Raw genomic sequence first — 26,231 nt, 5'->3', positions numbered from 1 at the left:
TTATCGCCCGAGGATCCCCAGGAGAAATTTCCCATGCTGCGCACCCTCCGCGTCGCGCTCGCCGCGTTCGCCCTTGGCGCCTTTTCCCTCGCCCACGCCGCCCCGGAACGCTCCGTGTCGATCGGCCTGCAGGCCGCGATCACGTCCATCGACCCGCACTACCACAACCTCTCGCCGAACAACTCGATGCTGATCCACATCTTCGAGCCGCTCATCGCGCGCGATCCCAACCAGAAGCTGGTGCCCGCGCTCGCGACCTCGTGGAAGGCGATCGACGACCTCACCTGGGAATTCAAGCTGCGCAAGAACGTGAAGTTCCACGACGGCTCGGCCTTCACCGCCGACGACGTGGTCTTCACCCTGAACCGCGTGCCCAACGTGCCCAACAGCCCCTCGTCGTTCGCCACGTTCACCAAGCCGATCGTCGACGTGAAGGTGGTCGACCCGCACACCCTCATCTTCAAGACCGCCTCGCCGCACGTGCTGCTGCCGAGCGACCTCGCCTCGGTGCTCATCGTCTCGAAGCTGAATGGCGAGAAGGCCACGACGGCCGACTACAACTCGGGCAAGGCCGCGATCGGCACGGGCCCCTACAAGTTCGTCGAGTACATCCAGAACCAGCACGTGCTGCTGAAGGCGAACTACGGCCACTGGGCCGGCGAGCAACCCTGGGACAAGGTCACCTTCAAGATCCTCTCGAACCCCGCGGCGCGCGTCGCGGCCCTCCTGTCGAGGGACGTGCAGATGATCGAGACGGTGCCGACGTCCGACATCGCGAAGTTCGAGAAGGACGCGAACTTCATGCTCGCCGACAAGGTCTCGAACCGCGTGATCTACGTCCACCTCTGGCAGTGGAGCGACAAGTCGCCGCCGTTCGTCACCGCCAAGGACGGGAAGCCCCTGGACAAGAACCCGTTCAAGGACGCGCGCGTGCGGAAGGCGTTGTCGATGGCCATCAACCGCGACGCGATCTCCGATCGCGTGATGGAGAAGAAGTCCGTGCCCGCCGCGCAGCTGCTGGCCGACACGTTCTACGGCACCAGCAAGAAGCTGAAGCCGCAGAAGTACGATCCGGAAGGCGCCAAGAAGCTGCTGGCCGAGGCCGGTTATCCGAACGGCTTCGCGATGACGGTGCACGGAACCAACAACCGCTACATCAACGACGACAAGATTGCCCAGACCATCGCGCAGTTCTACTCACGCATCGGCATCGACACCAAGGTGGAGACGCTTCCCGCCGGCACCTACTTCAGCCGCGCCACCAACGGCGAGTTCGGCTACATGCTGCTCGGCTGGGGCACGGAATCGGGTGAGCAAGGCTCGAGCCTGCGTTCGCTCCTCGCCACCCGCAATCCCGAGAAGGGCATGGGCGTGAACAATCGCGGCCGCTACTCCAACCCGGCCATGGACGAGCAGCTGGTAAAGGCCCTGGTCACGATGGACGACAAGAAGCGCGAGGGGCTCATCCAGGCGGCGGCGGAAACGGCGATGAACGACACGGCGCTGATCCCCATCCACTACGAGGTGAGCACCTGGGCCACCGCGAAAGGCTATCGCTACACGCCGCGCACGGACCAGTACACGCTCGCCATGGACCTGAAGCCCGTCAAGTAACCGTCCCACGGAGCGGCGCGCGAGCGCGGCTCCCCGCCACCCCGCCCCATGCTCGCCTTCGCCATCCGCCGCCTCGGGCAGAGCTTCTTCGTCCTGGTGGTGATGTCTTTCATCGTGTTCCTCGGCGTGTTCGCCGTCGGGAATCCGATCGAGCTACTGGTGAACCCGCAGGCCGACGAAGCCGAGCGCCTGCGCGCCACGGTCGCCCTGGGCCTCGACAAGCCGATCCTCGAGCAGTACGCGGTGTTCCTGAAGGGCGCGGTGACGGGCGACCTCGGCCGCTCGTTCGTGTTCAACGTGCCCGCGATCCAGCTCATCCTGCAGAAGCTGCCCGCCACCATCGAGCTCGCGCTCGCGGCGATGTTGATCGCGGTGGGATTGGGCATTCCGCTGGGGCTGCTGGCGGGCCTGCGGCCGCACTCCTTCGTGGGCCGCTCGATCATGGCGCTGTCGATCGTCGGCTTCAGCCTGCCGACGTTCTGGGTGGGCCTGGTGCTCATCATGCTGTTCTCCGTGCACCTGGGCTGGCTGCCGTCCAACGGGCGCGGCGAGACCGTGATGCTGCTGGGCGTTCCCGTGAGCTTCCTCACCTGGGACGGCCTGCAGCACCTGGCCATGCCGGCGCTGAACCTCGCGCTCTTCAAGCTCTCGCTGCTCATACGGCTCACGCGCGCCGGCGCCCGCGAGGCCGTGCTCCAGGACTACGTGAAATTCGCCCGCGCCAAGGGCCTGGGCCCGCGGCGCGTGATCGGCGTGCACGTCCTGAAGAACATCCTCGTGCCGATCGTGACGGTGATCGGCCTCGAGCTGGGCTCGGTGATCGCGTTCGCGATCGTGACCGAATCGATCTTCGCGTGGCCCGGCTCCGGCAAGCTGCTGATCGATTCGATCAACCTGCTCGACCGCCCCGTGATCGTGGCGTACCTGATGGTGATCGTGACGCTCTTCATCGCCATCAATTTCTTCGTCGACGTGCTCTATTCGATGCTCGATCCCCGCGTGCGCCTCGGCTCCGCGTCGACGGCCCACTGACATGCACGACACGACCCCGCCTTCGCAAACGCTCGCCCCCGCGACGGCACCGGAGGCTCCGGTGGAAAGCCCGTGGCGCCGCCTCATGGCGGAGTTCGCCGAGAGCAGGCTCGCCCTCGCCGGCCTGGGCATCCTGCTGGTCGTGGTCGTGATCGCGCTCACCGCGCCGTGGCTCTCGCCGCAGAACCCGTACGATCTCGCGCAGCTGGACGTCATGGACTCCAAGCTCGAGCCGGGAAGCCCGTCGGCCACCGGCGGCACCTACTGGCTCGGCACCGACGACCAGGGCCGCGACATGTTGTCGGGCATCTTCTACGGGCTGCGCATCTCGCTCGCGGTGGGCGCGGCGAGCACCGTGCTCGCGGTGGCGATCGGCGTCGTCTTCGGCCTCGCCGCGGCGTACTTCGGCGGATGGGTCGATGCCGTCATCATGCGCATCGTCGACATCCAGCTCTCGTTCCCGGCGATCCTCGTGGCCCTCGTGCTGATGGCCACGCTGGGCCAGGGCGTGGGCAAGATCATCCTCGCGCTCGTGACGGTGCAATGGGCGTACTACGCGCGCACCGTGCGCTCCTCGGCGCTGGTGGAGCGGCAGAAGGAATACGTCGAGGCCGCGCGCGTGCTGGCGCTGCCCCAATGGCGCGTGGTCTTTCGCCACCTGCTGCCCAACTGCCTGCCGCCGCTGATCGTGGTGGCCACGGTGCAGGTCGCCCACGCGATCACGCTCGAGGCGACGCTGTCGTTCCTGGGCCTGGGACTGCCGATCACCGAACCCTCGCTGGGGCTGCTGATCTCCAACGGCTTCCAGTACCTGCTCTCCGGCAAGTACTGGATCAGCTTCTATCCCGGCGTGGCGCTGCTCGCGACCATCATGGCGATCAACCTGGTGGCCGACCAGATGCGCGACGTCCTCAACCCGAGGCTCAAGCGTTGAGCGCGCCGCTGCTCGAGGTCGAGGGCCTGCGCATGCACTTCTTCACGAAGGCGGGCGTGGTGAAGGCGGTCGACGACGTGAGCTTCCGCCTCGAGCGCGGGAAGATCCTCGGTATCGTCGGCGAGTCCGGGTCCGGCAAGTCGATGACCGGTTACTCGATCCTCGGGCTGGTCGATGCCCCCGGACGCATCGTCGCCGGGCGCATCGCGCTCGACGGGCGCGATCTCACGACGCTCGACGAGACGGAATGGCGCAAGCTCCGCGGCAACCGCATCTCGATGATCTTCCAGGATCCGATGATGACGCTGAACCCGGTCCTTCGCATCGACACGCAGATGATCGAAGCGGTGCAAGCCCACCACGACGTGTCTCGCGACGAAGCGCTGCGCCGCTCGCGGGAGGCGCTGGTGCGCGTGGGCATCGCCTCGCCCGACGAGCGCCTGCGCGCCTATCCGCACCTCTTCTCGGGCGGGATGCGCCAGCGCGTCGCGATCGCCATCGCGCTGCTGAACAAACCCGACCTCGTGATCGCCGACGAGCCCACCACGGCGCTCGACGTGACAATCCAGGGCCAGATCCTCCACGAGATGCAGACGCTGTGCCGCGAGAGCGGAACCGGCCTCATCTGGATCACGCACGACCTCTCGGTGATCTCCGGCCTCGCCGACGAGGTGTGCGTGATGTATGCCGGCCGCGTCGTGGAATCGGGCACGGTCGACGAAGTGCTCGACCAGCCTTTGCATCCGTACACGCGCGGCCTCCTCGACTCCGTGCCGAGCCGCAACGTCCGTGGGCGCCCGCTCGCGCAGATCCCGGGCATGACGCCCTCCCTGCTGGGGCTCGGCGCCGCCTGCTCGTTTCGCGATCGCTGCCCCCGCGCCCAGGCCGATTGCGCGGAGGCGCCCGCGGCTACGCGGCCCGCACCGGGCCGCACGCTCCGCTGCCGGCATCCGGCCACGCCATGAGCATCGCGCCCCCGCCCCTTCTCGAGCTGCGCGGCGTCTCGAAGCGCTTCGACAAGAAGCTCGACCTCGCGGGGCGCATCGCGCGCAAGCTGGGCTCGCGCATCTCGGACCAGACCGTCCACGCGGTCGACACCGTGAATCTCTCCGTGGCCGAGGGCGAGGTCGTGGGCCTCGTCGGGGAATCAGGATGCGGCAAGTCCACGCTCGGCCGCGTCGTCTCGCGCATCCTCGAGCCCACGACGGGCGAGCGTTTCTGGAAGGGCCGGCCGTACAGCACGTATGACAACGCCGCGGATCGGTCCGAACGGCTCGCGGTGCAGATGATCTTCCAGGACCCGTACGCGTCGCTGAATCCGCGCCTGCGCATCGTCGACATCGTGGGCGAAGCGCCCGTCGTCCACGGGCTCGTTCCGCGGCGCGAGCAGGCGGAGTACGTCGCCCACACACTCGGGCGTGTCGGCATGGACGCCTCGCTGCTGCGGCGCTTCCCGCACCAGTTCTCCGGCGGCCAGCGCAGCCGCATCGGCATCGCCCGCGCGCTCGCCGTGAAGCCGCGCTTCCTCGTGTGCGACGAAGCCGTCGCCGCGCTCGATGTCTCGATCCAGGCGCAGGTGCTGAACCTCTTCATCCGGCTGCGCGAGGAGCTCGCCCTCACGTATCTCTTCATCAGCCACGACCTCGGCGTGATCCGCCACGTATCGGACCGGGTCGTCGTGATGTACCTGGGCCGCGTCGTGGAGACCGCCAGCGCCGCCGAGATCTTCGATCGGCCCAACCATCCGTATACGCAGGCCCTGGTCGCCGAGGTGCCGCGCATCGACGTGCGCCGCCGCCACTTCGTGCCGATCCGCGGGGAGATCCCCTCGCCGCTGGATCCGCCGCGAGGCTGTCATTTCCACCCCCGTTGTCCAAAGGCTTTCGACCGTTGCCGCTCCGAGGCACCGCAACTGCGCGAGGTCGCTCCGGGGCATCATTCTGCTTGTCACCTGAACGATCGGCCGTCATGAAACCGCATCCCGCCTACACCTTGCTGCAACCTTCCGGCACCGTGGCTCCCCTGGTGCTGGACTCCCCGCACAGCGGAACCGACTACCCGCCCGATTTTCGCCCGGCGCAAACGCTGGAGGCGCTGCGCTCCGCCGAGGACAGCTACGTCGACGAGCTCTACGGCGCCGCGCCTTCGCTGGGTGCCACGCTCATCGCGGCCCGTTTCCCGCGCTCGTACATCGATCCGAACCGATCCGTGCTCGACATCGACACGTCGCTGCTCGAGGCGCCCTGGCCCGGCCCGGCGCAGGCGAGCCGCAAGACGGAGCTCGGCATCGGCCTCATCTGGCGCGTGATGGACTCGGGCGAGCCGATCTACGACCGCAAGCTCACGCTGGACGAAGTGAAGCGCCGCATCACGCAGTTCCACCAGCCCTACCAGAAGGCCGTGCAGGAAACGCTCGACGCCACGTACGCGCACTTCGGCGTGGTCTATCACGTGAACTGCCACTCGATGCCGGCGACGAGCAGCCGCATCTCCGAGGAAGGCCCCGGCAAGCCCCGCGCCGACTTCGTGCTGGGCGATCGCGACGGAACGACCTGCTCGCCGGACTTCACGGCGCTCGTGGCCGGCACGCTGAAGGGCATGGGCTACACCGTGAAGGTGAACGATCCCTACAAGGGCGTGGAGCTGGTGCGGGCGTATTCCGATCCCGCCGCGAACCGCCACAGCCTGCAGATCGAGGTGAATCGCCGCCTCTACATGGACGAGCGCACGCGCGAGAAGAGCGCCGGGTTCGAGGAGCTGCGCACGCGCCTCGGCCGCCTGGTCACCGTGATCGCGGAGTACGCCACCGAGCGCGGCTCGCACGCGTGCGCGGCAGGACACGATCACCACGACCACGGCCATGTGCACGGCCCGGGTTGCGGGCATGACCACTCCCACGACCATCACCACGATCACGACCACGACCACGGCCACGATCACGGCCATGGCCACGACCATTCCCACGGACACAAGCACTGACCATGACCACGATCCCGTTCCCCGTCGAGCTCGACGCTCCCGACATCCAGCCCCATCGCCGTTCCGGCACCGGCACCGACTTCATCCACACGTTCGAAAGCGGCAAGCCCGGCCCGCACGTGATGGTGAACGCCCTCACGCACGGCAACGAGATCTGCGGCGCCATCGCCGTCGACCGCCTGCTGCGCGAAGGGCTGCGGCCGACCCGCGGCACGCTCACGCTGGCGTTCGCCAACGTGGAGGCGTACTCGCGCTTCGATCGCGAACGGCCTTTCGCCACGCGCTTCGTCGACGAGGACTTCAACCGCGTGTGGACACCTTCCACGCTGGATGGGCCACGCCGCAGCGTCGAGCTGGATCGCGCCCGGCAGCTCCGGCCGTTCGTCGACGCGGCCGATTTCCTGCTCGACATCCATTCGATGCTCGAGCCCAGCCCCGCGGTGATGATCTGCGGACCGCTCGACAAGGGCATCCGCTTCGCCTTCGACATCGGCCTCCCGGAGCACGTGGTGAGCGACACGGGCCACGCGAACGGCACGCGCATGCGCGACTACGGCGGATTCGGCGACCCCTCGAGTCCGAAGAACGCGCAGCTGATCGAATGCGGGCAGCACTGGGAGAAGAAGGCCGCCGTCGTCGCCTGGCAGACCACGTGGCGCTTCCTGCGGGCGCTCGATGTCGTGGACCGCGAGCGTGCCGCGAAGGAGATCGACGAGAACGTCGCGCCGCAGAAGCTCGTGCGCGTGACCGATGCGGTGGTGGCCAATTCGCCGGCGTTTCGCTTCGCGCGCGAGTTCACCGGCCTCGAGGTGATCGAGCGGCGTGGCGATGTGATCGCCTGGGATGGGGAAAACGCGGTGCGGGCGCCCTACGACAACTGCGTGCTGATCATGCCGGTCCCGCACAACATCAAGACCGGCCTCACGGCCGTGCGCCTCGGGCGCATCGAGACCCGCTAGCCGACGACGTCCTCGCCCTTGCCCGAGGGCCGGATGCCGAGCTGCTTCAGCTTCCGGTAGAGGTGCGTGCGCTCGAGGCCGACGCGGTCGGCCACGCGCGACATGTTGCCTTCCTCGCGGCGGATGTGGTGCAGGAAGTACTGCTTCTCGAACTGCTCGCGCGCATCGCGCAGCGGCAGGTCGAGCGAGACGCCCACCTCGGTGGTCGCCTGCTCGCGCGGCGCCAGGTTGAATTCCTTCGCCACGCGGTTCACGTCCTCGCCGGCGATCTCGTTGGCGAGCGCCGTGAGGGCGAGCGTCTTCACGACGTTCTGCAGCACCGGAAGATTGCCCAGCCAGTCGAGGTTGCGCATCACGTTGAGCGCGCCCACGGTGAGGTTGCGCAGCGGCACCTCGTTCGCGTCCACGAGCTGCGTGAGCAGCGTGGCGGCGATGTCGGGAATGTCCTCCGGATGGTCGGCGAGCGACGGCACGCGGATCGTGAGGCCCGAGAGCTGGTGGTACAGGGCCGCGTCGAAGCGCCCGTCGTCGGCCATCGCGGCCAGCGGGCCGGTGGAGGCGCAGATCAGCCGGACGTTGAATTTCTCGAGCTTCGACAGCAGTTGCGAGAGCCCCTTCTGCTCGGCCTTGCCGAGGTTGCCGATCTCCTGGAGGAAGAGCGTTCCTTCACGAGCGTCGTTCAGGGGCTCGAACGGGTTCGAGGCGAGCCACTCGCTGCTCTCGGGGGAAACCCAAGGCGTATTCGGCAGGTGCAGGTGGCGGGCGCAGACCTCGAAGCCGCACCCGGGCTCGCCCACGAGGAGCACGGGCGTGCGCAGGCGGTTCACCTGCTCCAGGCGCTGGCGGAGATCCTGGACGACGCGCGCCTTGCCGAGATTGACCAGCGACAGGCCCGTCTTCGGCAGGACACGGCCGCCAGCCAGCGCCTTGCCGACCGTGGCGAGGAGCTTGGGCAGGCTGATGGGTTTTTCGAGGAAGTCGAAGGCGCCGATGCGGGTGGCCTCGACGGCGGAATCGATGGTGCCGTGGCCCGACATCATCACCACCGGCATCGTGAGCAGGCCCGAGCCCGCCCATTCCTTCAGCAGCGTGATGCCGTCGGTATCGGGCATCCAGATGTCGAGGAGTACGAGGTCCGGGCGCATCTCCTTGCGCGCGGAGCGTGCGGTCTGGGCGTTCTCGGCCAGCCGAACGCCGTAACCCTCGTCACGGAGGATCTCGAAAAGCAGTTCGCGGATGCCGACTTCGTCGTCGACGACTAGGATCTGGTTGGCTGACATGTATTGCTAGTTGCGTGCGGTTCAGGCGGCCTTGGGGGGCAAAACGATGCTCACGTTGGCCCCGTGGGGCTTCACATTCTCGACCAGGATCCGTCCCTGGTGCTCGTCGACGATCTTCTTCACGATCGCGAGCCCCAGACCGGTCCCTTTCGGCTTCGTCGTGACGTAGGGCTCGAAGATCCGGCCCATGACGCCCTCGGCGATTCCAGTCCCATTATCGCGCACTGTGAGCAATACGCCCGCGGCGCCCAAACTCGTGGCGACCAGGATGCGCGGATCGTCCACTCCGGTGAGCGCGTCGATCGCGTTCTGGAAGAGGTTGTGGAGCACCTGGCGCAGCATCGCCGGGTCGGCGAAAACGGACGGAAGGTTCTCGCCCAGGCGCGGCTCGATGGAGATTCCCATCGATTCGTAGAGGAACAGGACCTCGCGGATCACGTCGTTCAGCTGCACCGGGCGAGCGTTCATCCGGGCGGCGTGCGCGTACTGGCTGAAGTCATCCACCATGCCCTTCAACGCCGTCACGTGCGTGACGATCGTGCTGGTGGAGCGGGCCAGCATCTCCGCCTCCGCGGGCGGAAGCATCTTGGCCAGCTTGTGCTGCATGCGCTCGGCCGCGAGCTGGATCGGCGTGAGCGGGTTCTTGATCTCGTGCGCAAGGCGCCGCGCGACCTCGCCCCAGGCGGCGTCGCGCTGCGCCTGGATCAGGTGGGTGATGTCGTCGAAGACGACGACATAGCCGTCGTCCGCGGGCCCGCCGGGGCCGCCCAGGCGCGTGCCCCGCACGAGCAGCGTGCGCTGGCTGCCGTCGGCACGCCGGTACTCCATCTGCTCCTCCCACTGCGCGCCTGTCCCCGACGTAAAGCGGCGCAGCGCCACCTCGGCGAACGGTGCCACCTCGGGCACGACGCGCGGCCATTCGGGGAGCTTCACCCCGTGGAAAGCGTTGGGCGCCACGGCGAGGATGTCGCTGCCCGCGCCGTTCAGCGTCTTCACGTAGAAGCGCTCGTCGAACGTGAGCACGCCCGAGGTCAGGTTGGAGAGGATGCTCTCGAGGTAGGTCTTGGCGTTCTCGAGCTGCAGTTGGTTGCGTTCCATCGCCTCGGTGGCGTCGGCGATCTGGCGCGTCATCGTGTTGAAGGACTGCGTGAGGACGCCGAATTCGTCGCGGCTCTTCACCGGATTCAGCTTCGAGTAGTCGCCCTTCGCGATGGCTCGCGTGGCCTCGGCAAGCGCGGAGAGCGGTGCCGACAGGCGCTCCGAGAGCACGAAGGCGAGTGCGAAGGCGGAGAGCAGGGTGAGGAGCATCGCCAGCGTAAGCGTGAGGCCGAAGATGCGCTTCAGGTTCACGCGCGCCAGGAGCAGCTGCTGGTAGTCGGCATTGCCGCCCTCGATCACGCGCGCGGCCTGCTCGATCGACGGAGGCACGCGCTGCAGGACCTGGAGGATGCGGATGTCGTCGGCGATCGTGAGCACGTTGACCGGCACGATCACGCGCAGGTAAAGGCCGCGCTCGGGAATCGATTCGGTCTGCTTGACCGGCTTCTGGGCGCGCACCTGGCGAAGCATGTTGGCGTTCGGCAGGTCCTGCAGCAGGGAGATGGGCTCGGAGCTCGATTGCGAGATGACCTTGCCGCGCGACGTCATCAGCGTCGCCTCCTCGACCGCGTATTGCTCGCGCAGCCTGTTCAGCGCGTTCGGTTCGGCCGACGTCTCGAGCGCGCTGGCCATCGAGTCCGCTTTCTTGCCCAGCTCCTTCAACGAATTGTCGAGCGCGCCTTGTGCCAGCGTGAGGCCCGATTCAAGGGCCTTGTCGACGCGCACGTCGAACCAGGATTCGATCGACTTCTGGAGGAACTGGAACGACACCGCGTACATCAGGCCGCCGGTGATGATGGCCATCAATGCGAACACCATCACCAACCGCAGCGTGAGGGTGGAGCCGAACACGCGCTCCTTCAGCTTGCGGCGCAAGACCACGAGCTGGTAGATGATCAGGCAGAGGAAGCCGAGCGAGAGCGCGCCGCCCAGGTAGAGGAGCGGGATGTAGTGCTGGTTGAGAACCTCGCTGTTGGACGTGGCCTGCGAGAGGAGATACACCAGCGCGGCGCCGGCGACCACACACAGGAAAATCAGCGGCTTCATGGCCCCTTCAGGGGGTGACCGTCCAGCGCTGCCACTCGGAGTTGAGCGACCAATCGCTCGAGGCGATGGCGTTCAGTTGGAACGGTTTGGGCAGCTGGCCCGTATCCAGGCGCATGCGCAGGTTCGCCTGGTAGACGCCTTCGCCCTTGACGGCACCCTTGTCGGCCACGTGCAGGCCGCGGACGCGCGAAAGGACGCGCTTCACCTCATCGAAGCGCGTGAAGTTCTGGTACAGGTTGCCCACCGAGAGCCGGTACTGGCGCAGCAGCGGGGTGTACGTGATCTTGTAGGTCTGCGATTGCTTGACCGGTTTCTCGTCGAACCAGTACCAGCGCGGGCGGGAGAGCTCGAACTCCATCACGAAGTAGAGCGGCACGCCTCGCGTCACCGCTTCCTCGAGCTTGGGGCTGAACTGGATGTCGAAGTCGGCGTTCAGCTTCCAGCCGTCTTCCGTCTGCTCGAGCGCCGCATTGGGGATCGTGATGCCTTGTGCGCTGGCGAAGGGCATGGCCGCGAAAAACAGCAAAGCCGCCAGCGCCATCCGCAAAAGGGATGGCAGCGGGTTCCCAGTCACGGACCGGGAAAGCGAACTGAATGCCGCCGCGGTGTTCATTGGGTTTCTCGACGCACGACTCCAAAGGTGTTGTTAATTTACCACTTTTGTTTTCATATTGCCACACTTTTCAAATCCCGAAGAGACCCCCGGCTTCCAAGGGGTAACCCCGCAGAAAGTCCCCGGCACCCAATCTTTTGGACCCCTGGCGCTGGATTTCGAGCGCCGCCAGGGCCCCCTCGCCACAGGCTATCACCAAGCCCTCGGGGCCCGAACCCAGCAGGGTCCCGGGGGGGCCGGACCCGGTGGCCGGCAGCGCCTCCCAGATCTTCAGGGATTGGCCCTTCCAGGTCGTTTCGGCGCCCGGGACGGGGTTGAACGCGCGGATTTGCCGGTCCACGTCCCGGGCGCTCCGGGTCCAGTCGATCCGGGCCTCGGACTTGTCGATCTTGGCGGCGTAGGTCGCCCGGGTGGCGTCCTGGGGCTTCGGCGCCAGGCTCTCCAATCGGCCCAGGGCATCGACCAGGGCCTCCGCCCCGAGGGCCGCGAGCGAACGCGTGAGCCCCGCAGCGGTGTCACGCGGTGCGATCGGGATGCTGCGTTCGAGGAGGACTGGCCCCGTATCCAGGCCCGTCTCCATTTGCATGATGCAGACGCCCGTCTCGGGGTCCCCGGCGAGGATCGCGCGCTGGATGGGCGCGGCGCCCCGCCAGCGAGGCAGCAGGGAGGCGTGGATATTGATGCAGCCCTTGCCGGGCATGGCGAGGACCGCGGCCGGGAGGATCAACCCATAGGCCGCGACGACCATCACGTCGGGCATCGCCTCGCGGATGGGGCCCTGCGACTCGGGAAGCTTCAGGGAGGGGGGTTTATAAAGCGCCAGGCCGTGGCGGGCGGCGCATTCCGAGACCGCGCTGGCGGTCAGGCGCAACCCCCGGCCGGCCGGCCGATCGGGCTGGGTGAGCACCAAGGGAACGTCGTGCCCGGCCGCAAGCAGGGCTTCGAGCGCGGCAACGGCGAACGGCGGGGTGCCGGCGAAGACGACGCGCAAGAAGGCGGCCGGCCCGCGGTCAGGCGGCTTTGCGCTGGCGCTTCTTGAGCTTCGCGCGGATGCGGTTCTGCTTCAGCTCGGACAGGTACTCGACGAAGACCTTGCCCTGCAGGTGATCCATCTCGTGCTGGATGCAGGCGGCGAGCAGCCCGGAGGCGTTCAGCGTGAAGCGCGAGCCGTTCTTGTCCAGCGCCGTGACGGTGACGCTGTCGGCGCGTTCCACGTTGTCGTAGATGCCGGCCACGGACAGGCACCCCTCCTGATTCATCGCCAGGCCTTCGCGGCGCGTGATCTCGGGGTTGATGAAGACGCGCAGGTCGCTGCGGTCCTCGCTCACGTCGATGACGATGATCTGCTTGTGGACGTCCACCTGGGTGGCCGCGAGGCCGATACCGGGTGCGGCGTACATCGTTTCGGCCAGGTCGTCGACGAGCTTGCGAGTCTTGGCGTCGATGTTTTCGACGCGCTCGGCGGGCGTATAAAGCCGGGGGTCCGGGTACTGGAGGATCTCGAGAATGGCCATGAATGCTTGCTAATTGAATAGTTTATGTGCAGAATCTACCGCACTACTTGAAAAAGGGGACGTAACCCTTTTTCGGAATATGGGTCCCGAGCACCATATCCACAAGTGAGCCCAGCCATGCGAAAAGCAATTATATCTTTAGTCGTCGGAGGGGTCTGTTTGGTTCCGGCGACCCTTTGGGCCAATGGTGACGGGATGCCCCCGGACGCCAAGCGCGAGCGCGCCGAGGCCAAGGGCGATCCCTCCAAAGTCACCATGGCCGACCTGGCCGCGGACGCCCCCGACGCCTACACGGTGGTCAAGGGCGATACCCTTTGGGGCATTGCCGGACGTTTCCTGAAGGATCCATGGAAATGGCCGCAGATCTGGCAGCTGAACCGCGACCAGATCAAGAACCCGCACTGGATCTATCCGGGCGACGTCATCCGCCTGGATCGTTCCGGCGCCAATCCCTCGCTCAGCATCTCCTCCGGCGGGGCCGGTGGGACGGGCCCGAGTGGCGGGACCGCCGCGGATGCCGCGGGCAACATGCAGAAGGTGGCGCCCCGAATCCGGGTGGAACCCCTCGCCTCGGCCGTTCCCAGCATTCCGGGATCCGCCATCGGGCCGTTCCTGACCCAGCCCCTGGTGGTGGAAGCGGACGGCCTCGACAAGGCGCCGACCATCCTCGCCACCGAGGAAAGCCGAGTCGTCGTCGGTTCGGGCAACACCATATATGTGGACCGCATCGGCGAGCGCGACGGCATCAACTGGCAGGTCTTCCGCCAGGGTGAGGCTCTCCGCGACCCGGAAACGAACGAGATCCTGGGCTACGAAGCCAAGTACGTCGGCGACGCCCGCGTGAAGCGCTTCGGCAACCCGACGACGCTCGAGATCACGAAGGCCAAGGAAGAGATGAACCGCGGCGATCGCCTCGCCCCGGCACGCGAAACCAGCTTCCCGAGCTACGTGCCGCGTGCGCCCGACAAGCCGATCAAGGGCGTGATCATGTCCGTGGACGGTGGCGTGGCCGAGCTCGGCCAGTTCTCGATCATCACCATCAACCGCGGCTCGCGCGACGGCATCGAAGTCGGCCACGTGCTCGCCTCGTACCGCAAGGGTGAGGTCGTCGACGCCACGGGCCGTCCGGTCGTCACCGGCTTCGGCTCCGACTGGTGGGCGACGATCAAGAAGAACTGGTACACCTCGGAAGCCGACAAGACCGCCGCGACCGCCGAAGGCGAGTCGCTGCAAGGCGCCGTCGTGAAGCTGCCGGATGAACGCAACGGCCTCGTCTTCGTCTTCCGCGTCTTCGAGAAGATGTCGTACGCGATGGTGATGCGCAGCACGCGACCGATCTACATCGGCGACGTCGTCCAGACGCCTTGAGCGTCGTACACATAAGGTGAAATCGGGGGCTTCGGCCCCCATTTCTTTTTTCCGGCCCGGTCAGCGGCACGTGACCGCGCTCCGTTTATCGGGCATCCTCCCGATCCCCGGCAGCACCACCCCCTTGGAATCGCAACCTGCATCGCGTGGCAACCTCGCAGCCTGGCTTCGCTTCACCCTCGCACCCGGCGTCTTCGAACGCTGGCAGCGCACGTTGCTTCAGGCCTTCGGCACACCCGACAACGCCCTCGGCGCCAGCACGCGCTCGGCGAAATGCGTCGTTCCCGAGCACGTCGCGCAAGGCCTGGCCCGCGGCCCGTCGGACGACGTCATGGCCACCGCGCTGCGATGGCTCGACAAGCCCGGGCACCATCTCGTCGCGATCACCGATGCGCAATACCCGGAGCTCCTCCGCCATATATACGATCCCCCGACGGTGCTCTATGTCGTGGGCCGGCTGGACCTCCTCAACGCTCCATGCCTCGCCGTGGTCGGCAGCCGCAACGCAACGCCCCAGGGACTCCAGGACGCGCAGGTGTTCTCGCAAGCGCTCTCCGACGCGGGGCTCACCATCGTGAGCGGCCTCGCCCTCGGCATCGATGCGGCCGCGCATCGCGGCGGCCTCGCAGGCAGCGCTTCGAGCATCGCGGTGCTGGGCACGGGAGCCGATCGCGTCTACCCGCGCCGCAACGCCGCGCTGGCCGCCGATCTCGCCGCGCAAGGCGCGATCGTGAGCGAGTTCCCGCTGGGCACGCCCCCACGGGCCGAACACTTCCCGCGCCGCAATCGCATCATCAGCGGGCTGTCGCGCGGCGTGCTGGTCGTCGAGGCCGCGTTGGGCAGCGGATCGCTCATCACCGCGTACGAAGCCGCCGAACAGGGCCGCGATGTCTTCGCCATTCCGGGCCCGATCCACTCCCCGCTTTCCCGCGGATGCCACAAGCTCCTCAAGGACGGCGCCGGACTCGTCGAATGCGTCGGCGACGTGCTCGAGGAACTTCGCATTGAATCCGCCGCTCCGAATCCGGTCGGTGCCGCGCGGCCCGAATGCACGCAGCAGCAGCGCCTGATGCTCGAAGCCATGGGTTACGCGCCCGTGACAATCGATGCGATCGGTGCCGCATGCGGACGGAATATCGCGGAGGTCACAGCAACGCTCTCGGAGCTCGAGCTCACGGGCCACGTATCGAGCGTTGCCGGAGGCCTTTTCCAGCGCATGGCATAGCGCGTTATAGAATGAACCGAGAAGACCCATAAGCCCATGGCATCCCACCTGCTCATCGTCGAGTCGCCTTCGAAGGCGAAGACCCTCAAGAAATACCTCGGCAAGGATTTCGAGATCCTCGCTTCGTACGGCCACGTGCGCGACCTGGTGCCGAAGACCGGCGCCGTCGATCCGGACGACAACTTCCGCATGACGTACGAGCTGATCGACCGCAACACGAAGCACGTCGACAGCATCGCGCGCGCCGTGAAGGACGCGGACGTGATCATGCTCGCGACGGACCCGGACCGCGAAGGCGAGGCCATCGCATGGCATTTGTCCGAGATCCTCAAGTCGCGCAAGGCGCTGAAGAACAAGACGCTCAACCGCGTCGTGTTCTACGAGATCACGGAAGGCGCGGTCACCGAGGCGGTCAAGAACCCGCGCGAGATCTCCATGGAGCTCGTGAACGCGCAGCAGGCGCGCCGGGCGCTCGACTACCTGGTCGGCTTCAACCTCTCGCCGCTGCTGTGGAAGAAGATCCGCCGCGGCCTCTCCGCCGGCCGCGTGCAGAGCCCGGCGCTGCGCCTGATCTGCGAGCGCGAGAACGAGATCGACGCATTCAAGAGCCAGGAGTACTGGTCGATCCATTTCGACGGCGAGAAGGACCGCCTGGGCTTCACCGCGCGCCTCACGCATTTCAACGCCGACAAGCTCGACCAGTTCGCCGTCCCCGATGCGAAGCGCAACGAGGAGATCATCGCGTTCCTCGAGTCGCACGGCCACGGCACGGCCAAGGTCCGCGAGGTCGAGAAGAAGCGCCGCCTCAAATCGCCGGCAGCGCCCTTCACCACCTCCACGCTGCAGCAGGAAGCCGTGCGCAAGCTCGGCTTCTCGACCGACCGGGCCATGAAGGTCGCGCAGAGCCTTTATGAAGGCGTGAACATCGGCCGCACGGTCACCGGCCTCATCACCTACATGCGCACGGACTCCGTCACGCTCTCCAAGGAGGCGATGACCGACATCCGCGGCTTCATCACCAAGAATTACGGCGCCGAATACCTGCCCAAGGCCCCGGTCTTCTACGCCAACAAGTCGAAGAACGCGCAGGAAGCGCACGAGGCGATCCGTCCCACGTCCATCTCCCGCACGCCCGATTCGGTCGCGGGCTTCCTGAACGACGAGCAGCGCAAGCTCTACGAGATGATCTGGAAGCGAGCCGTCACCTCGCAGATGATGCCGGCGCAGTTCGACACCGTCGCGGTCGACTTCAACGTGGGCGGCGACGGCAACGTCTTCCGCGCCACCGGCCAGACGATGATCTTCCCCGGCTTCTACGCCGTGTACCACGAGGACCAGGACGACGCCCCCTCCGACGACGAGGAAAAGCGCCTGCCCGCCTTCAAGGAAGGCGACACGGTCGGCATCAAGAAGCTCTACGGCGAGCAGCACTTCACGCAACCGCCGCCGCGCTTCTCCGAAGCGAGCCTGGTGAAGGCACTCGAGCAGTACGGCATCGGCCGCCCGTCGACGTATTCATCGATCATCTCGACACTCCAGCGCCGCGAGTACGTCATCCTCGACAAGAAGCGCTTCACGCCCACGGACGTGGGCCGCGTCGTGAACAAATTCCTCTCCGAGCACTTCGCCCACTGGGTGGACTACGAGTTCACCGCGAAGATGGAGGATGAGCTCGACGACATCTCCAACGGCAAGGAAGAGTGGGTTCCGGTCCTGGCGCGGTTCTGGAAGGACTTCTCCGCGCAGGTCGGCCTGAAGGAATCGGTCTCGCGCAAGGAAGTCACGCAGGAAGAGATCGACGAGATGTGCCCGAAGTGCGGCAAGCACAAGCTCACGCTGCGCCTCGGCCGCCGCGGCCGCTTCATCGGCTGTCCCGGGTATCCGGAGTGCGACTACACGCGCAACGTCGACGGCGCCGAGGGCGCGGCCAACGAGAAGCGCGAGATCGGCGTCGATCCCAAGACGGGCATGGTCATCACGCTCCTGTTCGGTCCTTTCGGGCCCTACCTGCAGCTGGGCGAGATGGAAGGCGACAAGAAGCCCAAGCGCGTCTCGGTGCCGAAGAACATCCTCCCCGACAACGTGAACCTCGAGATCGCCGAGCAACTGATGGCGCTTCCAAGGGACCTCGGTCCGCACCCCGAAGACGGCAAGAAGGTGAACGCGAACATCGGCCGCTTCGGCCCGTACGTGAGCTACGACGGCCAGTTCAAGTCGATCCCCAAGGCCGAGAGCGTGTTCGACATCACGCTCGAGCGCGCCGTGGCGCTGCTGAAGGAACCGAAGGCCGCCGGCGGCCGCGGTGCCCTCAAGGTCCTGGGCAAGCACCCCGAGGACGGCCAGGCGGTCTCCCTCTACGCGGGCAAGTACGGCCCGTACGTGAAGCATGGCAAGGTCAACGCCACGCTACCCGACGAGAACATGATCAAGACGGTCACGCTCGAGGAGGCGCTGGAGCTCCTCGCGGCGAAGGCCGGCAAGAAGGGCGGGAAGGCGAAGCCGGCCAAGGCCGCCAAGCCGCCCGTGAAGGCGAAGCCCAAGCTCAAGATCGTGACGAAGGTGAAGACCGCCGTCACGAAGCCGAAGGCCAAGGCCGCCTCGGCAAAGAAGAAGAAGAAAAAGGCGGGCTAGCGGGTATCCGGGATGCGCGCCGTCAGGCGCGCGTCCAATCCATGATCCACGTGTCCTGCCAGGTTTTCCCGCCGTCGCGCGAGATGCCCTGGCGCCAGCGGCACGTGGTCGCGGTGATGCGGTCCCACACGCCGCGCACCTTGATCGGCTGGCCCTTGTCCTCGCCGTCGGAGATGAAAGTCCCGACGCCATCGCGGAAGACGCCGTCCGTCGGGGGCCCGACGATCACGCCGTCGCGAGCGTTCGACCAGTAGTCGCCCCAGACGCGCTGCTTCGTGTCGAGCAGCCGGATTCCGAGGCCGGCGAAATTCCGCGCCGGGATGCGCAGCTCCTCGATGCTTCCCGCGCCGCCGAGGATCGTCCAGCAGGTCGCCTCGCCCTCGAAGGTGTCCCACTCCTTGCCCTTCAGCTGCCGGTGCGCGATGCGCCACTTGCCCTCGAGGAAGTTGAACTCCCCGATTTTCGCGGGCGCATCGGCGCCGGCCTTTTCCGGGGCGGCCGCAACGTCGAGGCCCAGCGTGCTCGCGGCGAGCCCCGCGGCGGCTTGCAGCATCGCTCGACGCGTGGCGTCGTCAGGTCCGTTCGTCATGGCGCTCTCCTCGCAGATCTTGGTTCATGACTCTACGAGGGGTCCCTCGTCCCAGGGAGTGGCCAAAATGACAAGGTCCGGTAAGATTTGGCCAACATGAAGCGCCCCGGCTCCTTGGCCATCGTCGCCTACGATGGCCTCCGACATTTCGAGTTCTCGATCGCCGCCGAGGTGTTCGCGCTCGACCGGCCCAGCCTGGGCGTCCCCTGGTACGAGACGATGATCGTCTCGGCCGACCGAGCGCGGCCGCGCGGCATCGCGGGCATCCAGGTCGTTCCCACCGCGCCCTTCGAGCGGATCGACGAGGCGCGCACGATCGTGATTCCGGGATGGCGGGACACGGAATCACCGCCGCCGATTCCGCCCCGGCTCCTGGAAGCGCTGCGGCGCGCCGTCCGGCGCAAGGCTCGCATCGTCTCGATCTGCTCGGGCTCGTTCGTGCTCGCCGAAGCCGGCCTCCTCGACGGCCGGAGCGCCACCACGCACTGGCTCTATGCCGATCTCTTCCGCGAGCGCTATCCGCTCGTGAAATACGCGGACGACGTGCTCTACGTGGACGAAGGCGAAATCGTCACGTCGGCCGGTTGCGCCGCCGGCGTCGATGCCTGCCTGCACATCGTGCGGCGCGATTACGGAGCCCGCATCGCCAACATGGTGGCTCGCCGCATGGTGGTCGCCCCCCATCGCGAAGGCGGCCAGGCCCAGTACGTGGAGACGCCGGTCGCGGTGCGCCCGGGACGCGGCATTGGAGCGGCATTGGACTGGGCACGGCGCCGGCTCGACCAGCCCATTGTCGTCACGGAGCTCGCGCAGCGCTCCGCCATGAGCCCCAGGACCTTCTTCCGCCGGTTCACCGACCAGATGGGGGTGTCGCCCAACGCGTGGCTTCAGAACGAGCGCATCTCACGTGCCCGGGCATTGCTGGAAGCGGGCGAGATGAGCCTCGAGGATACCGCCACGCAATGCGGCTACGACTCGCTGGAGACCTTCCGTGTCGCGTTCAAGCGGGTGACCAGCGTGGCGCCGGGCGAGTATCGCCGCCGCTTCAAGACCTCGGCGTAGCTCGCTCGATCTACGCCTTTGGAGGCGGTGGCGGCGGCTCGCTGTCCCACGTGAACGGAAAGGCCTGCTGCTTCAGGAACCCGTTCGGGACATAGTCGCCGAGCACACCGTAGCGCTCCGGCCATTCCTGGTCGGAACGCACCGCGGTGCCAAACAAGTAGTCGATGAAGGCGAAGTGCGCGGCGTAGTTGCGGTCGAGCGCGGCCTTGTCCTGCGAGTGGTGCCAATGGTGGAAGTTCGGCGTCACGATCACGTAGCGCAGCGGGCCCAGCCGCACGCTCACGTTGGCGTGGTTGAAGACCGCCTGGAAGCCCACGATGATGATGTAGGCGTCGATCACGCTCTTGTCGAATCCGAGCACGTAGATCGGCGCGAGGATCAGCGAGCGCGTGAGGATGAGCTCGAGGATGTGCTGCCGGGAGCCCGCCAGCCAGTCCATGCTCTTGGCGCTGTGGTGCACGGCGTGCAGCCGCCAGAGGACCGGCACCTCGTGGTACGCACGGTGCGTCCAGTACTGCACCAGGTCGGCCACCAGGAGGATGAGGATCAGCTCCAGCCAGAACGGCTGGGCCCGCACCCACTCCTGGAGCGTCGTGCTGATCGCCCAGTCGAACCCCGTGTGCACGAGCTTGTTCGTGGCCAGCAGGATGAAGCCCACGATGAGGTGGTTCACCAGGAAGTGGTGGAAGTCCGTCTGCCACTCGGCGCGGAACACGGGTTGCTTCCTGTAGAGCGGGAAGAGCTTCTCGATGAAGATGAAGATCAGCGTCGAGCCCAGCAGGTCGAGGATGAACCAGTCCAGCCCGATGTACGGCGTGTTGGCGGCGTACTCCTGCACCGGCACCTTGTGGCCGCCCAGGAGCGCGGTGACCGCCACCAGCGCGAAGGCCGTGGTCGCGACCCAGCGGGCGCGGTTGAGGATGATGCAGGCGAGCGAGGCGCCGCCGGAGACCACCATCGCGGTGAACATGATGGCCCGCACCGTCTCGACGTTGTAGGCCTTCCGCAGCTCCGGGGTCGTGAGGTACGCGGGGAAGTGGAACGCGAGCACGCCGAGGAAGCAGAGGATCGCGAGGACCAGCGCGACGATCGCCGTGGTGAGGCCGGTACCCAGCCGCAGCTCGCCGTGCGACTCGCTCAAGCGGTTCAGCTTGTCGAGGCGCTCCAGCGGACCCGGCTTCTCAGACGTCGAGATTGGACGCTCCGAGGGCGTTCGCCTCGATGAACTGGCGGCGGCGCTCGACTTCCTCGCCCATCAGGGTGGAGAAGATGTTCTCGGCGCTGATCGCGTCCTCGATCTGGACCTTGAGCAGGATCCGTTGCTGCGGATCCATCGTCGTTTCCCAGAGCTGCTCCGGGTTCATCTCGCCCAGGCCCTTGTAGCGCTGGATCGACATGCCGCCGCGTGCTTCGGCGAGCAGCCAGTCGAGGCCTTCCTTGAAGCTGCGGATGGCGTGCGTGTTCTCGCCGCGCTTCACCTGGGCCCCCTCGCCGATGAAGCCGGTGAGGATCCGCGACATCTTCTCGATCTGCGCATAGTCGCCGCCCTCCGCGAAGGCGTGGTCGATGACCGTCTCCACCTTGTTGCCGTGGACGACCTTCTCGAGCCGCAGGCGCCAGCCGTCGGACGTGGGGTCACGCTCGATGTGGGCCTTCGGCGGGCTCGGCTGCAGCGCGTCGTAGAGCGCGCGCGAGACCTGCGCGGTGCCTTCCTTGCTGTCCAGCGCGATCTTCGGGATGTGGAGCATGGCGCGGAGCACCGATGCATCCATGGCCGCGGAGAGGCGCTCGATCACGGCTTCCGTGGCGAGGTACTCGGAGGCGATGCGCTCCAGCGCATCTCCGGAAAGCGGCGTCGCGTTGATGCCGGGCAGGAGCGTCGCGCCATTCAGCGCGCGGCGCAGCTGGTGCTGCTTCAGCTCGTGCTCGTCCTTGAGGTAGCGCTCGTCCTTGCCCTGCTTCACCTTGAAGAGTGGCGGCTGCGCGACGTAGATGTGGCCGCGCTCGAGCAGCATCGGCATCTGGCGATAGAAGAACGTGAGCAGCAGCGTGCGGATGTGCGCGCCGTCGACGTCCGCGTCCGTCATGATGATGATGCGGTGGTAGCGCAGCTTGTCGATGTTGAACTCGTCGGCGATGCCGGCGCCCAGCGCGGTGATCAGCGTGGCGACTTCGTTCGACGTGATGATCTTGTCGATGCGCGCGCGCTCGACGTTGAGGATCTTGCCCTTGAGCGGCAGGATCGCCTGGTTGCGACGATCGCGGCCCTGCTTCGCGGAGCCACCGGCGGAGTCGCCCTCCACCAGGTACAGCTCGCACAGCGCGGGGTCCCGCTCCTGGCAATCGGCGAGCTTGCCGGGAAGGCCGCTGCCATCCAGCACGCCTTTCCTGCGCGTGAGCTCGCGCGCCTTGCGCGCGGCTTCTCGGGCGCGGGCGGCCTCGACGATCTTCGTGCAGATGATCTTGGCGTCCTGCGGGCGCTCCATCAGGAACTCGGCGAGCTTCTGGCCGACGATCTCCTGCACGACGGGCCCGACCTCGGAGGACACGAGCTTGTCCTTCGTCTGCGACGAGAACTTCGGCTCCGGCACCTTCACCGAGAGCACGCAGGTGAGGCCTTCGCGCATGTCGTCGCCGGTGGTCTCCACCTTCGCCTTCTTGGCGATCTCTTCCTTCTCGATGTAGTTGTTGATCGTGCGCGTCATCGCCGTGCGCAGGCCCGTCAAGTGCGTGCCGCCGTCGCGCTGCGGGATGTTGTTGGTGAAGCACTGGACGGACTCGCCGTAGGAGTCGTTCCACTGCATCGCCACCTCGACGGTGATGCCGCCGGCGTTCTCGCCGATCGCATAGAACACGTTGGGATGCAGCACCGTCTTCGCTTCGTTCATGTACTCGACGAAGCCGCGGACGCCGCCGGCGTGCGAGAAGTTCTCGCTCTTGCCGCTGCGCTGGTCGATCAGCTCGATCTTCGTGCCGTTGTTCAGGAACGAGAGCTCGCGCAGCCGCTTGGCGAGGATCTCGTAGTGGAACTCGATGTTGTTGAACGTTTCCTTCGAGGCGAAGAAATGCACTTCGGTGCCGCGGCGATCGGTCTCGCCGGTGACCTTCATCGGCTCGACGGCCACGCCATCGCGGAATTCCATGAAGTGCGTCTTGCCGTTTCGCCACACGCGCAGCTTCAGCCACTCCGAGAGGGCGTTCACGACGGAGACACCCACGCCGTGCAGGCCGCCGGAAACCTTGTACGAGTTCTGGTCGAACTTGCCGCCCGCGTGCAGCTCCGTCATGACGATCTCGGCGGCGGAGCGCTTGAACTCGTCGTCCTGCTTCACGTCCGTCGGGATGCCGCGGCCGTTGTCGACGACGGAGATCGAGCTGTCCGTGTGGATCACGACCTTGATGTCGTCGCAATGGCCGGCAAGGGCTTCGTCGATCGCATTGTCGACGACCTCGAAGACCATGTGGTGCAGGCCCGTGCCGTCCGAGGTATCCCCGATGTACATCCCCGGACGCTTCCGGACGGCCTCGAGGCCCTTCAGGATCTTGATGGAAGACGAGTCGTAGTCTTCCGGACGACCGTTCATGCGGGGATCTTGCGGAGCAGCTGCCATGCGTTGATTCCTGGTGCGTTAGGGGTTCAGATGCGCATCGGCATGACGACGTACTTGAAGTCGTCGCGGCCGGGGATCTGGATGAGCGCGCTCGAATTCGAGTCGCCCATCGTGACGGACACCTGGTCCGAGTCGACATGGTTCAGCACGTCGAGCAGGTACGAGATGTTGAAGCCGATGTCGAGCGGATCGCCGTCGTAGTCCAGCGCCAGGCCTTCCTCGGCCTCTTCCTGCTCGTTGTTCGTGCAGATGATCGACAGGGCGTTCTTCGTGAACACGAGCCGCACGCCGCGGATCTTCTCGTTGGAGAGGATCGCCGCGCGGTTGAGCGATTGCGCGAGCGTCGCGCGGTCGATGCTGACCTGGTTCTTATGTTGGGCCGGAATCACTTTTTGGTAGTCCGGGAACTTGCCCTCGACGATCTTCGAGACGATCTCCAGGCCGCCGAACGTGAAGCGCACCTGGTTCGAGCCCATGGCGATCGACACCGTCTCGTCCGTGTCGCCGAGGAGCTTGATCAGCTCGATCACGGTCTTGCGCGGCAGGATGGCTTCGACGTTGCCGTGGTCGCTGCCCAGGTCGCGGCTCGCGAACGAGAGGCGATGGCCGTCGGTGGCCACGACGCGCAGCGTGTTCTTGTCGACGGAGAAGAGCACGCCGTTGAGGTAGTAGCGGATGTCCTGGACGGCCATCGCGAACTGCACCAGGCCCAGCGCTTCCTTGAGCGCGTTCTGCGGGACCGTGAGGGTCCGCGACGCGTCCTTGGCCTCGACCATCTTCGGGAAATCGCCCGCGGCAAGCGTCTGCAGGTTGAAGCGGCTCTTGCCCGCCTTCACGGTCATGCGGTTGTCCTTCGCCTCGAGGGAGACGTCGGCATCCGCGGGCAGTGCCCGCAGGATGTCGAAGAGCTTGCGGGCACCGACCGTGACCGCGCCTTCGGCGCCGCCGTCGAGCTCCGCCCGCGAGGTGATCTGGACCTCGAGGTCGGTGGCGAGGAAGTCGACATGACCGCCGCCTGCCGTGATGAGCACGTTCGACAGGATCGGCAGCGTGTGCCGGCGTTCCACGATCCCCGTGACCTGCTGGAGAGGGCCCAGGAGCTTCTCGTTGCTGGCTTTTATCTTCAACATGATTTTAGGTAATTCAAAACCGTTAACAGCTAATAGGAGAGCCCCGGGAGCGGGACAGTTCTTGAATGCCGTTCGTGCTCAATGGCTTGCAGGGTGTTTCGGGTGGGGATGAAAGTTCTCGATACCCGCCGGAACCTGTGGACAGAAACGGCCCTTTTGGGACGGCCCCAAACGGTCCACAGGTATTAAAGAAGGCATACAGGGTCCTCATCCCAACAGGATCTGCTGGATCTGGGCGTAATCGCGCGCGAAATCCGGGTCGCCTTCGCGCAATTCTGCCGTCTTCCGGCACGCATGCAGGACGGTCGTGTGATCCCGGCCGCCGAACGCCTCGCCGATTTCCGGAAGGCTCTGCTGCGTGAGCTCCTTGCTGAGCGCCATGGCGATCTGGCGGGGCCGGGCAACGGACCGGAACCGCTTCTTGGAATACATCTCCGCGACCTTGATCTTGTAGTAGTCGGCGACGGTCTTCTGGATGTTCTCGATCGAGACCTGGCGGCTGATCACGGCCAGCAGGTCCTTCAAGGCTTCGCGCGCGGTGGCCACGGTGACCGGCGCGTTGTTGAAGCGCGCATACGCCAGGACGCGCTTCATGGCGCCTTCCAGCTCGCGTACGTTCGAGCGGATGTGCTTGGCGATGAAGAAGGCGACGTTCTCGTCCACGCGCACACCGTCCTGCTCCGCCTTCTTCAGGAGGATGGCCACGCGCATCTCGAGCTCCGGCGGCTCGACGGCGACGGTGAGGCCCCAGCCGAAGCGGGAGATCAATCGGTCCTCGATGCCCGTCAGCTCCTTCGGGAAGGAGTCGCTCGTGATCACGACCTGCTTGTGGGCTTCGAAGAGCGCATTGAACGTATAGAAGAACTCTTCCTGCGACCGCGACTTGCCGACGAAGAACTGCACGTCGTCGATCAGGAAGAGGTCGAGGGAGCGGTAGTAGCGCTTCAGGGAGTCGAAGCTCTTGTGCTGGTAGGCGCGCACGACGTCGGCCACGAACTGCTCGGCGTGGATATAGCGCACCTTGGCCTTCGGGTTGCGCTTGAGGAGGTCGATGCCGATGGCTTGCAGCAGGTGCGTCTTGCCCAGCCCGGTGCCCCCATAGATGAAGAGGGGGTTGTACGCGGTGCCGGGATTCTCGGCGACCTGCAGGGCGGCCGCGCGGGCAATCTGGTTCGCCTTGCCGTTCACGAAGTTGGTGAACGTGAAGGAAGAGTTGAGCCGGTGTTCGTCGCGCGTGCGCTCCATGGACGGCGCGGCGGCGGGCGTCACGGGCAGAGGCTCGGGAACGACCATCTCGGCCTCGCCCGGCTTCTCGTCGAGCACCAGGTCGATGCTCAGGCCCGAGCCCCCGACCCGCTCGGCGCGCGACTCGATGCGCGAAAGCAGGTTGGACCGCACGTAGCGCAGCACATGGTGGTTCGGCGCGAGCAGGACCAGCTGGTTGCCGTGGCGCTCGGCGCGCAGCGGCTTGATCCAGGTGTCGTACTGCTGTGACGGAAGATCTCTTTTGAGTTCCGCGGCGAGCGACGGCCAGAGTGAATCCAT

General features: G+C 66.3%; 21 protein-coding genes. 11 read left to right on the top strand and 10 right to left on the bottom strand.

Translation table 11 applies throughout. The features are described 5' to 3' along the window. The first annotated feature begins 33 nt into the window (after nt 1-33). The 7 genes from DSM104443_RS00105 to DSM104443_RS00075 are packed head-to-tail and all read left to right on the top strand — an operon-like array spanning nt 34 to nt 7,518. Complete coding sequence (locus DSM104443_RS00105) at nt 34-1,614, top strand: ABC transporter substrate-binding protein (protein WP_171088694.1); 1,581 nt, start codon at nt 34-36, stop codon at nt 1,612-1,614. Between the two features lie 48 nt (nt 1,615-1,662). Then, nucleotides 1,663-2,646, top strand: a complete 984-nt coding sequence (locus DSM104443_RS00100) for an ABC transporter permease (RefSeq protein WP_171088693.1) — start codon at nt 1,663-1,665, stop codon at nt 2,644-2,646. Nucleotide 2,647: 1 nt separating this feature from the next. Continuing rightward, complete coding sequence (locus DSM104443_RS00095; protein ID WP_171088692.1) at nt 2,648-3,580, top strand: ABC transporter permease; 933 nt, start codon at nt 2,648-2,650, stop codon at nt 3,578-3,580. Further along, nucleotides 3,577-4,545, top strand: a complete 969-nt coding sequence (locus DSM104443_RS00090) for an ABC transporter ATP-binding protein (protein ID WP_171088691.1) — start codon at nt 3,577-3,579, stop codon at nt 4,543-4,545. Before DSM104443_RS00095 ends, DSM104443_RS00090 begins: the two co-directional genes overlap by 4 nt. Then, nucleotides 4,542-5,552, top strand: a complete 1,011-nt coding sequence (locus tag DSM104443_RS00085) for an ABC transporter ATP-binding protein (protein WP_171088690.1) — start codon at nt 4,542-4,544, stop codon at nt 5,550-5,552. Before DSM104443_RS00090 ends, DSM104443_RS00085 begins: the two co-directional genes overlap by 4 nt. Continuing rightward, nucleotides 5,549-6,559: an N-formylglutamate amidohydrolase gene (locus tag DSM104443_RS00080; RefSeq protein WP_171088689.1), complete on the top strand. Its 1,011-nt coding sequence runs from the start codon at nt 5,549-5,551 to the stop codon at nt 6,557-6,559. The genes DSM104443_RS00085 and DSM104443_RS00080 overlap by 4 nt, the downstream gene beginning before the upstream one ends. 2 nt (nt 6,560-6,561) lie before the next feature. Continuing rightward, on the top strand, nt 6,562-7,518 hold the full coding sequence (locus DSM104443_RS00075) for a M14 family metallopeptidase (RefSeq protein ID WP_171088688.1): 957 nt from the start codon (nt 6,562-6,564) through the stop codon (nt 7,516-7,518). Here DSM104443_RS00075 and DSM104443_RS00070 read toward each other — a convergent pair. From DSM104443_RS00070 to def, 5 genes are all read right to left on the bottom strand, one after another. Then, nucleotides 7,515-8,798 (bottom strand): sigma-54-dependent transcriptional regulator, encoded by a 1,284-nt coding sequence (locus DSM104443_RS00070; RefSeq protein ID WP_171088687.1) that lies wholly within the window; start codon nt 8,796-8,798, stop codon nt 7,515-7,517. The genes DSM104443_RS00075 and DSM104443_RS00070 overlap by 4 nt on opposite strands. Nucleotides 8,799-8,819: 21 nt before the next feature. Further along, nucleotides 8,820-10,943, bottom strand: coding sequence for a sensor histidine kinase (locus tag DSM104443_RS00065; protein ID WP_171088686.1), 2,124 nt, complete (start codon nt 10,941-10,943; stop codon nt 8,820-8,822). A 7-nt stretch (nt 10,944-10,950) separates the two neighbouring features. Further along, on the bottom strand, nt 10,951-11,451 hold the full coding sequence (locus DSM104443_RS00060) for a DUF4390 domain-containing protein (protein WP_171088685.1): 501 nt from the start codon (nt 11,449-11,451) through the stop codon (nt 10,951-10,953). Between the two features lie 175 nt (nt 11,452-11,626). Continuing rightward, entirely contained in the window at nt 11,627-12,547 is a 921-nt protein-coding gene (fmt, locus tag DSM104443_RS00055; protein WP_171088684.1) for a methionyl-tRNA formyltransferase, read from the bottom strand. Nucleotides 12,548-12,566: 19 nt separating this feature from the next. Further along, nucleotides 12,567-13,070: a peptide deformylase gene (gene def, locus DSM104443_RS00050; protein ID WP_171088683.1), complete on the bottom strand. Its 504-nt coding sequence runs from the start codon at nt 13,068-13,070 to the stop codon at nt 12,567-12,569. Nucleotides 13,071-13,265: 195 nt separating this feature from the next. On the opposite strand from def, the gene DSM104443_RS00045 reads away from it, so the two are divergent. From DSM104443_RS00045 to topA, 3 genes are all read left to right on the top strand, one after another. Beyond that, on the top strand, nt 13,266-14,438 hold the full coding sequence (locus tag DSM104443_RS00045; protein WP_171088682.1) for a LysM peptidoglycan-binding domain-containing protein: 1,173 nt from the start codon (nt 13,266-13,268) through the stop codon (nt 14,436-14,438). Between the two features lie 124 nt (nt 14,439-14,562). Further along, nucleotides 14,563-15,663 (top strand): DNA-processing protein DprA, encoded by a 1,101-nt coding sequence (dprA, locus tag DSM104443_RS00040; RefSeq protein WP_246232409.1) that lies wholly within the window; start codon nt 14,563-14,565, stop codon nt 15,661-15,663. 36 nt (nt 15,664-15,699) lie between these two features. Beyond that, nucleotides 15,700-18,294: a type I DNA topoisomerase gene (gene topA, locus DSM104443_RS00035; protein ID WP_171088681.1), complete on the top strand. Its 2,595-nt coding sequence runs from the start codon at nt 15,700-15,702 to the stop codon at nt 18,292-18,294. 22 nt (nt 18,295-18,316) lie between these two features. On the opposite strand, the gene DSM104443_RS00030 is transcribed toward topA, so the two are convergent. Beyond that, nucleotides 18,317-18,883, bottom strand: coding sequence for a hypothetical protein (locus DSM104443_RS00030; RefSeq protein ID WP_171088680.1), 567 nt, complete (start codon nt 18,881-18,883; stop codon nt 18,317-18,319). Between the two features lie 96 nt (nt 18,884-18,979). Here DSM104443_RS00030 and DSM104443_RS00025 point away from each other — a divergent pair, with 96 nt between their 5' ends. Further along, the gene (locus DSM104443_RS00025) at nt 18,980-19,945 is read left to right on the top strand and encodes a helix-turn-helix domain-containing protein (RefSeq protein WP_171088679.1); all 966 of its coding nucleotides are present in this window, start codon (nt 18,980-18,982) and stop codon (nt 19,943-19,945) included. A gap of 10 nt (nt 19,946-19,955) precedes the next feature. Here DSM104443_RS00025 and DSM104443_RS00020 read toward each other — a convergent pair whose 3' ends face one another. From DSM104443_RS00020 to dnaA, 4 genes are all read right to left on the bottom strand, one after another. Continuing rightward, nucleotides 19,956-21,086 carry a sterol desaturase family protein gene (locus DSM104443_RS00020; RefSeq protein WP_212756847.1) on the bottom strand — a complete coding sequence of 377 codons (1,131 nt, stop codon included), beginning with the start codon at nt 21,084-21,086 and terminating at the stop codon, nt 19,956-19,958. A 40-nt stretch (nt 21,087-21,126) separates the two neighbouring features. Beyond that, entirely contained in the window at nt 21,127-23,529 is a 2,403-nt protein-coding gene (gene gyrB, locus DSM104443_RS00015) for a DNA topoisomerase (ATP-hydrolyzing) subunit B (RefSeq protein WP_171088678.1), read from the bottom strand. Nucleotides 23,530-23,582: 53 nt separating this feature from the next. Further along, nucleotides 23,583-24,686: a DNA polymerase III subunit beta gene (gene dnaN / locus DSM104443_RS00010; RefSeq protein ID WP_171088677.1), complete on the bottom strand. Its 1,104-nt coding sequence runs from the start codon at nt 24,684-24,686 to the stop codon at nt 23,583-23,585. A 207-nt stretch (nt 24,687-24,893) separates the two neighbouring features. After that, nucleotides 24,894-26,231: a chromosomal replication initiator protein DnaA gene (gene dnaA, locus DSM104443_RS00005; RefSeq protein WP_171088676.1), complete on the bottom strand. Its 1,338-nt coding sequence runs from the start codon at nt 26,229-26,231 to the stop codon at nt 24,894-24,896.

This window comes from Usitatibacter rugosus (assembly GCF_013003965.1).
GTDB classification, from domain to species: domain Bacteria; phylum Pseudomonadota; class Gammaproteobacteria; order Burkholderiales; family Usitatibacteraceae; genus Usitatibacter; species Usitatibacter rugosus.
The sequence above is the reverse complement of the archived record's forward strand: the minus strand, read 5'-3'. Positions and strand labels throughout refer to the sequence as shown.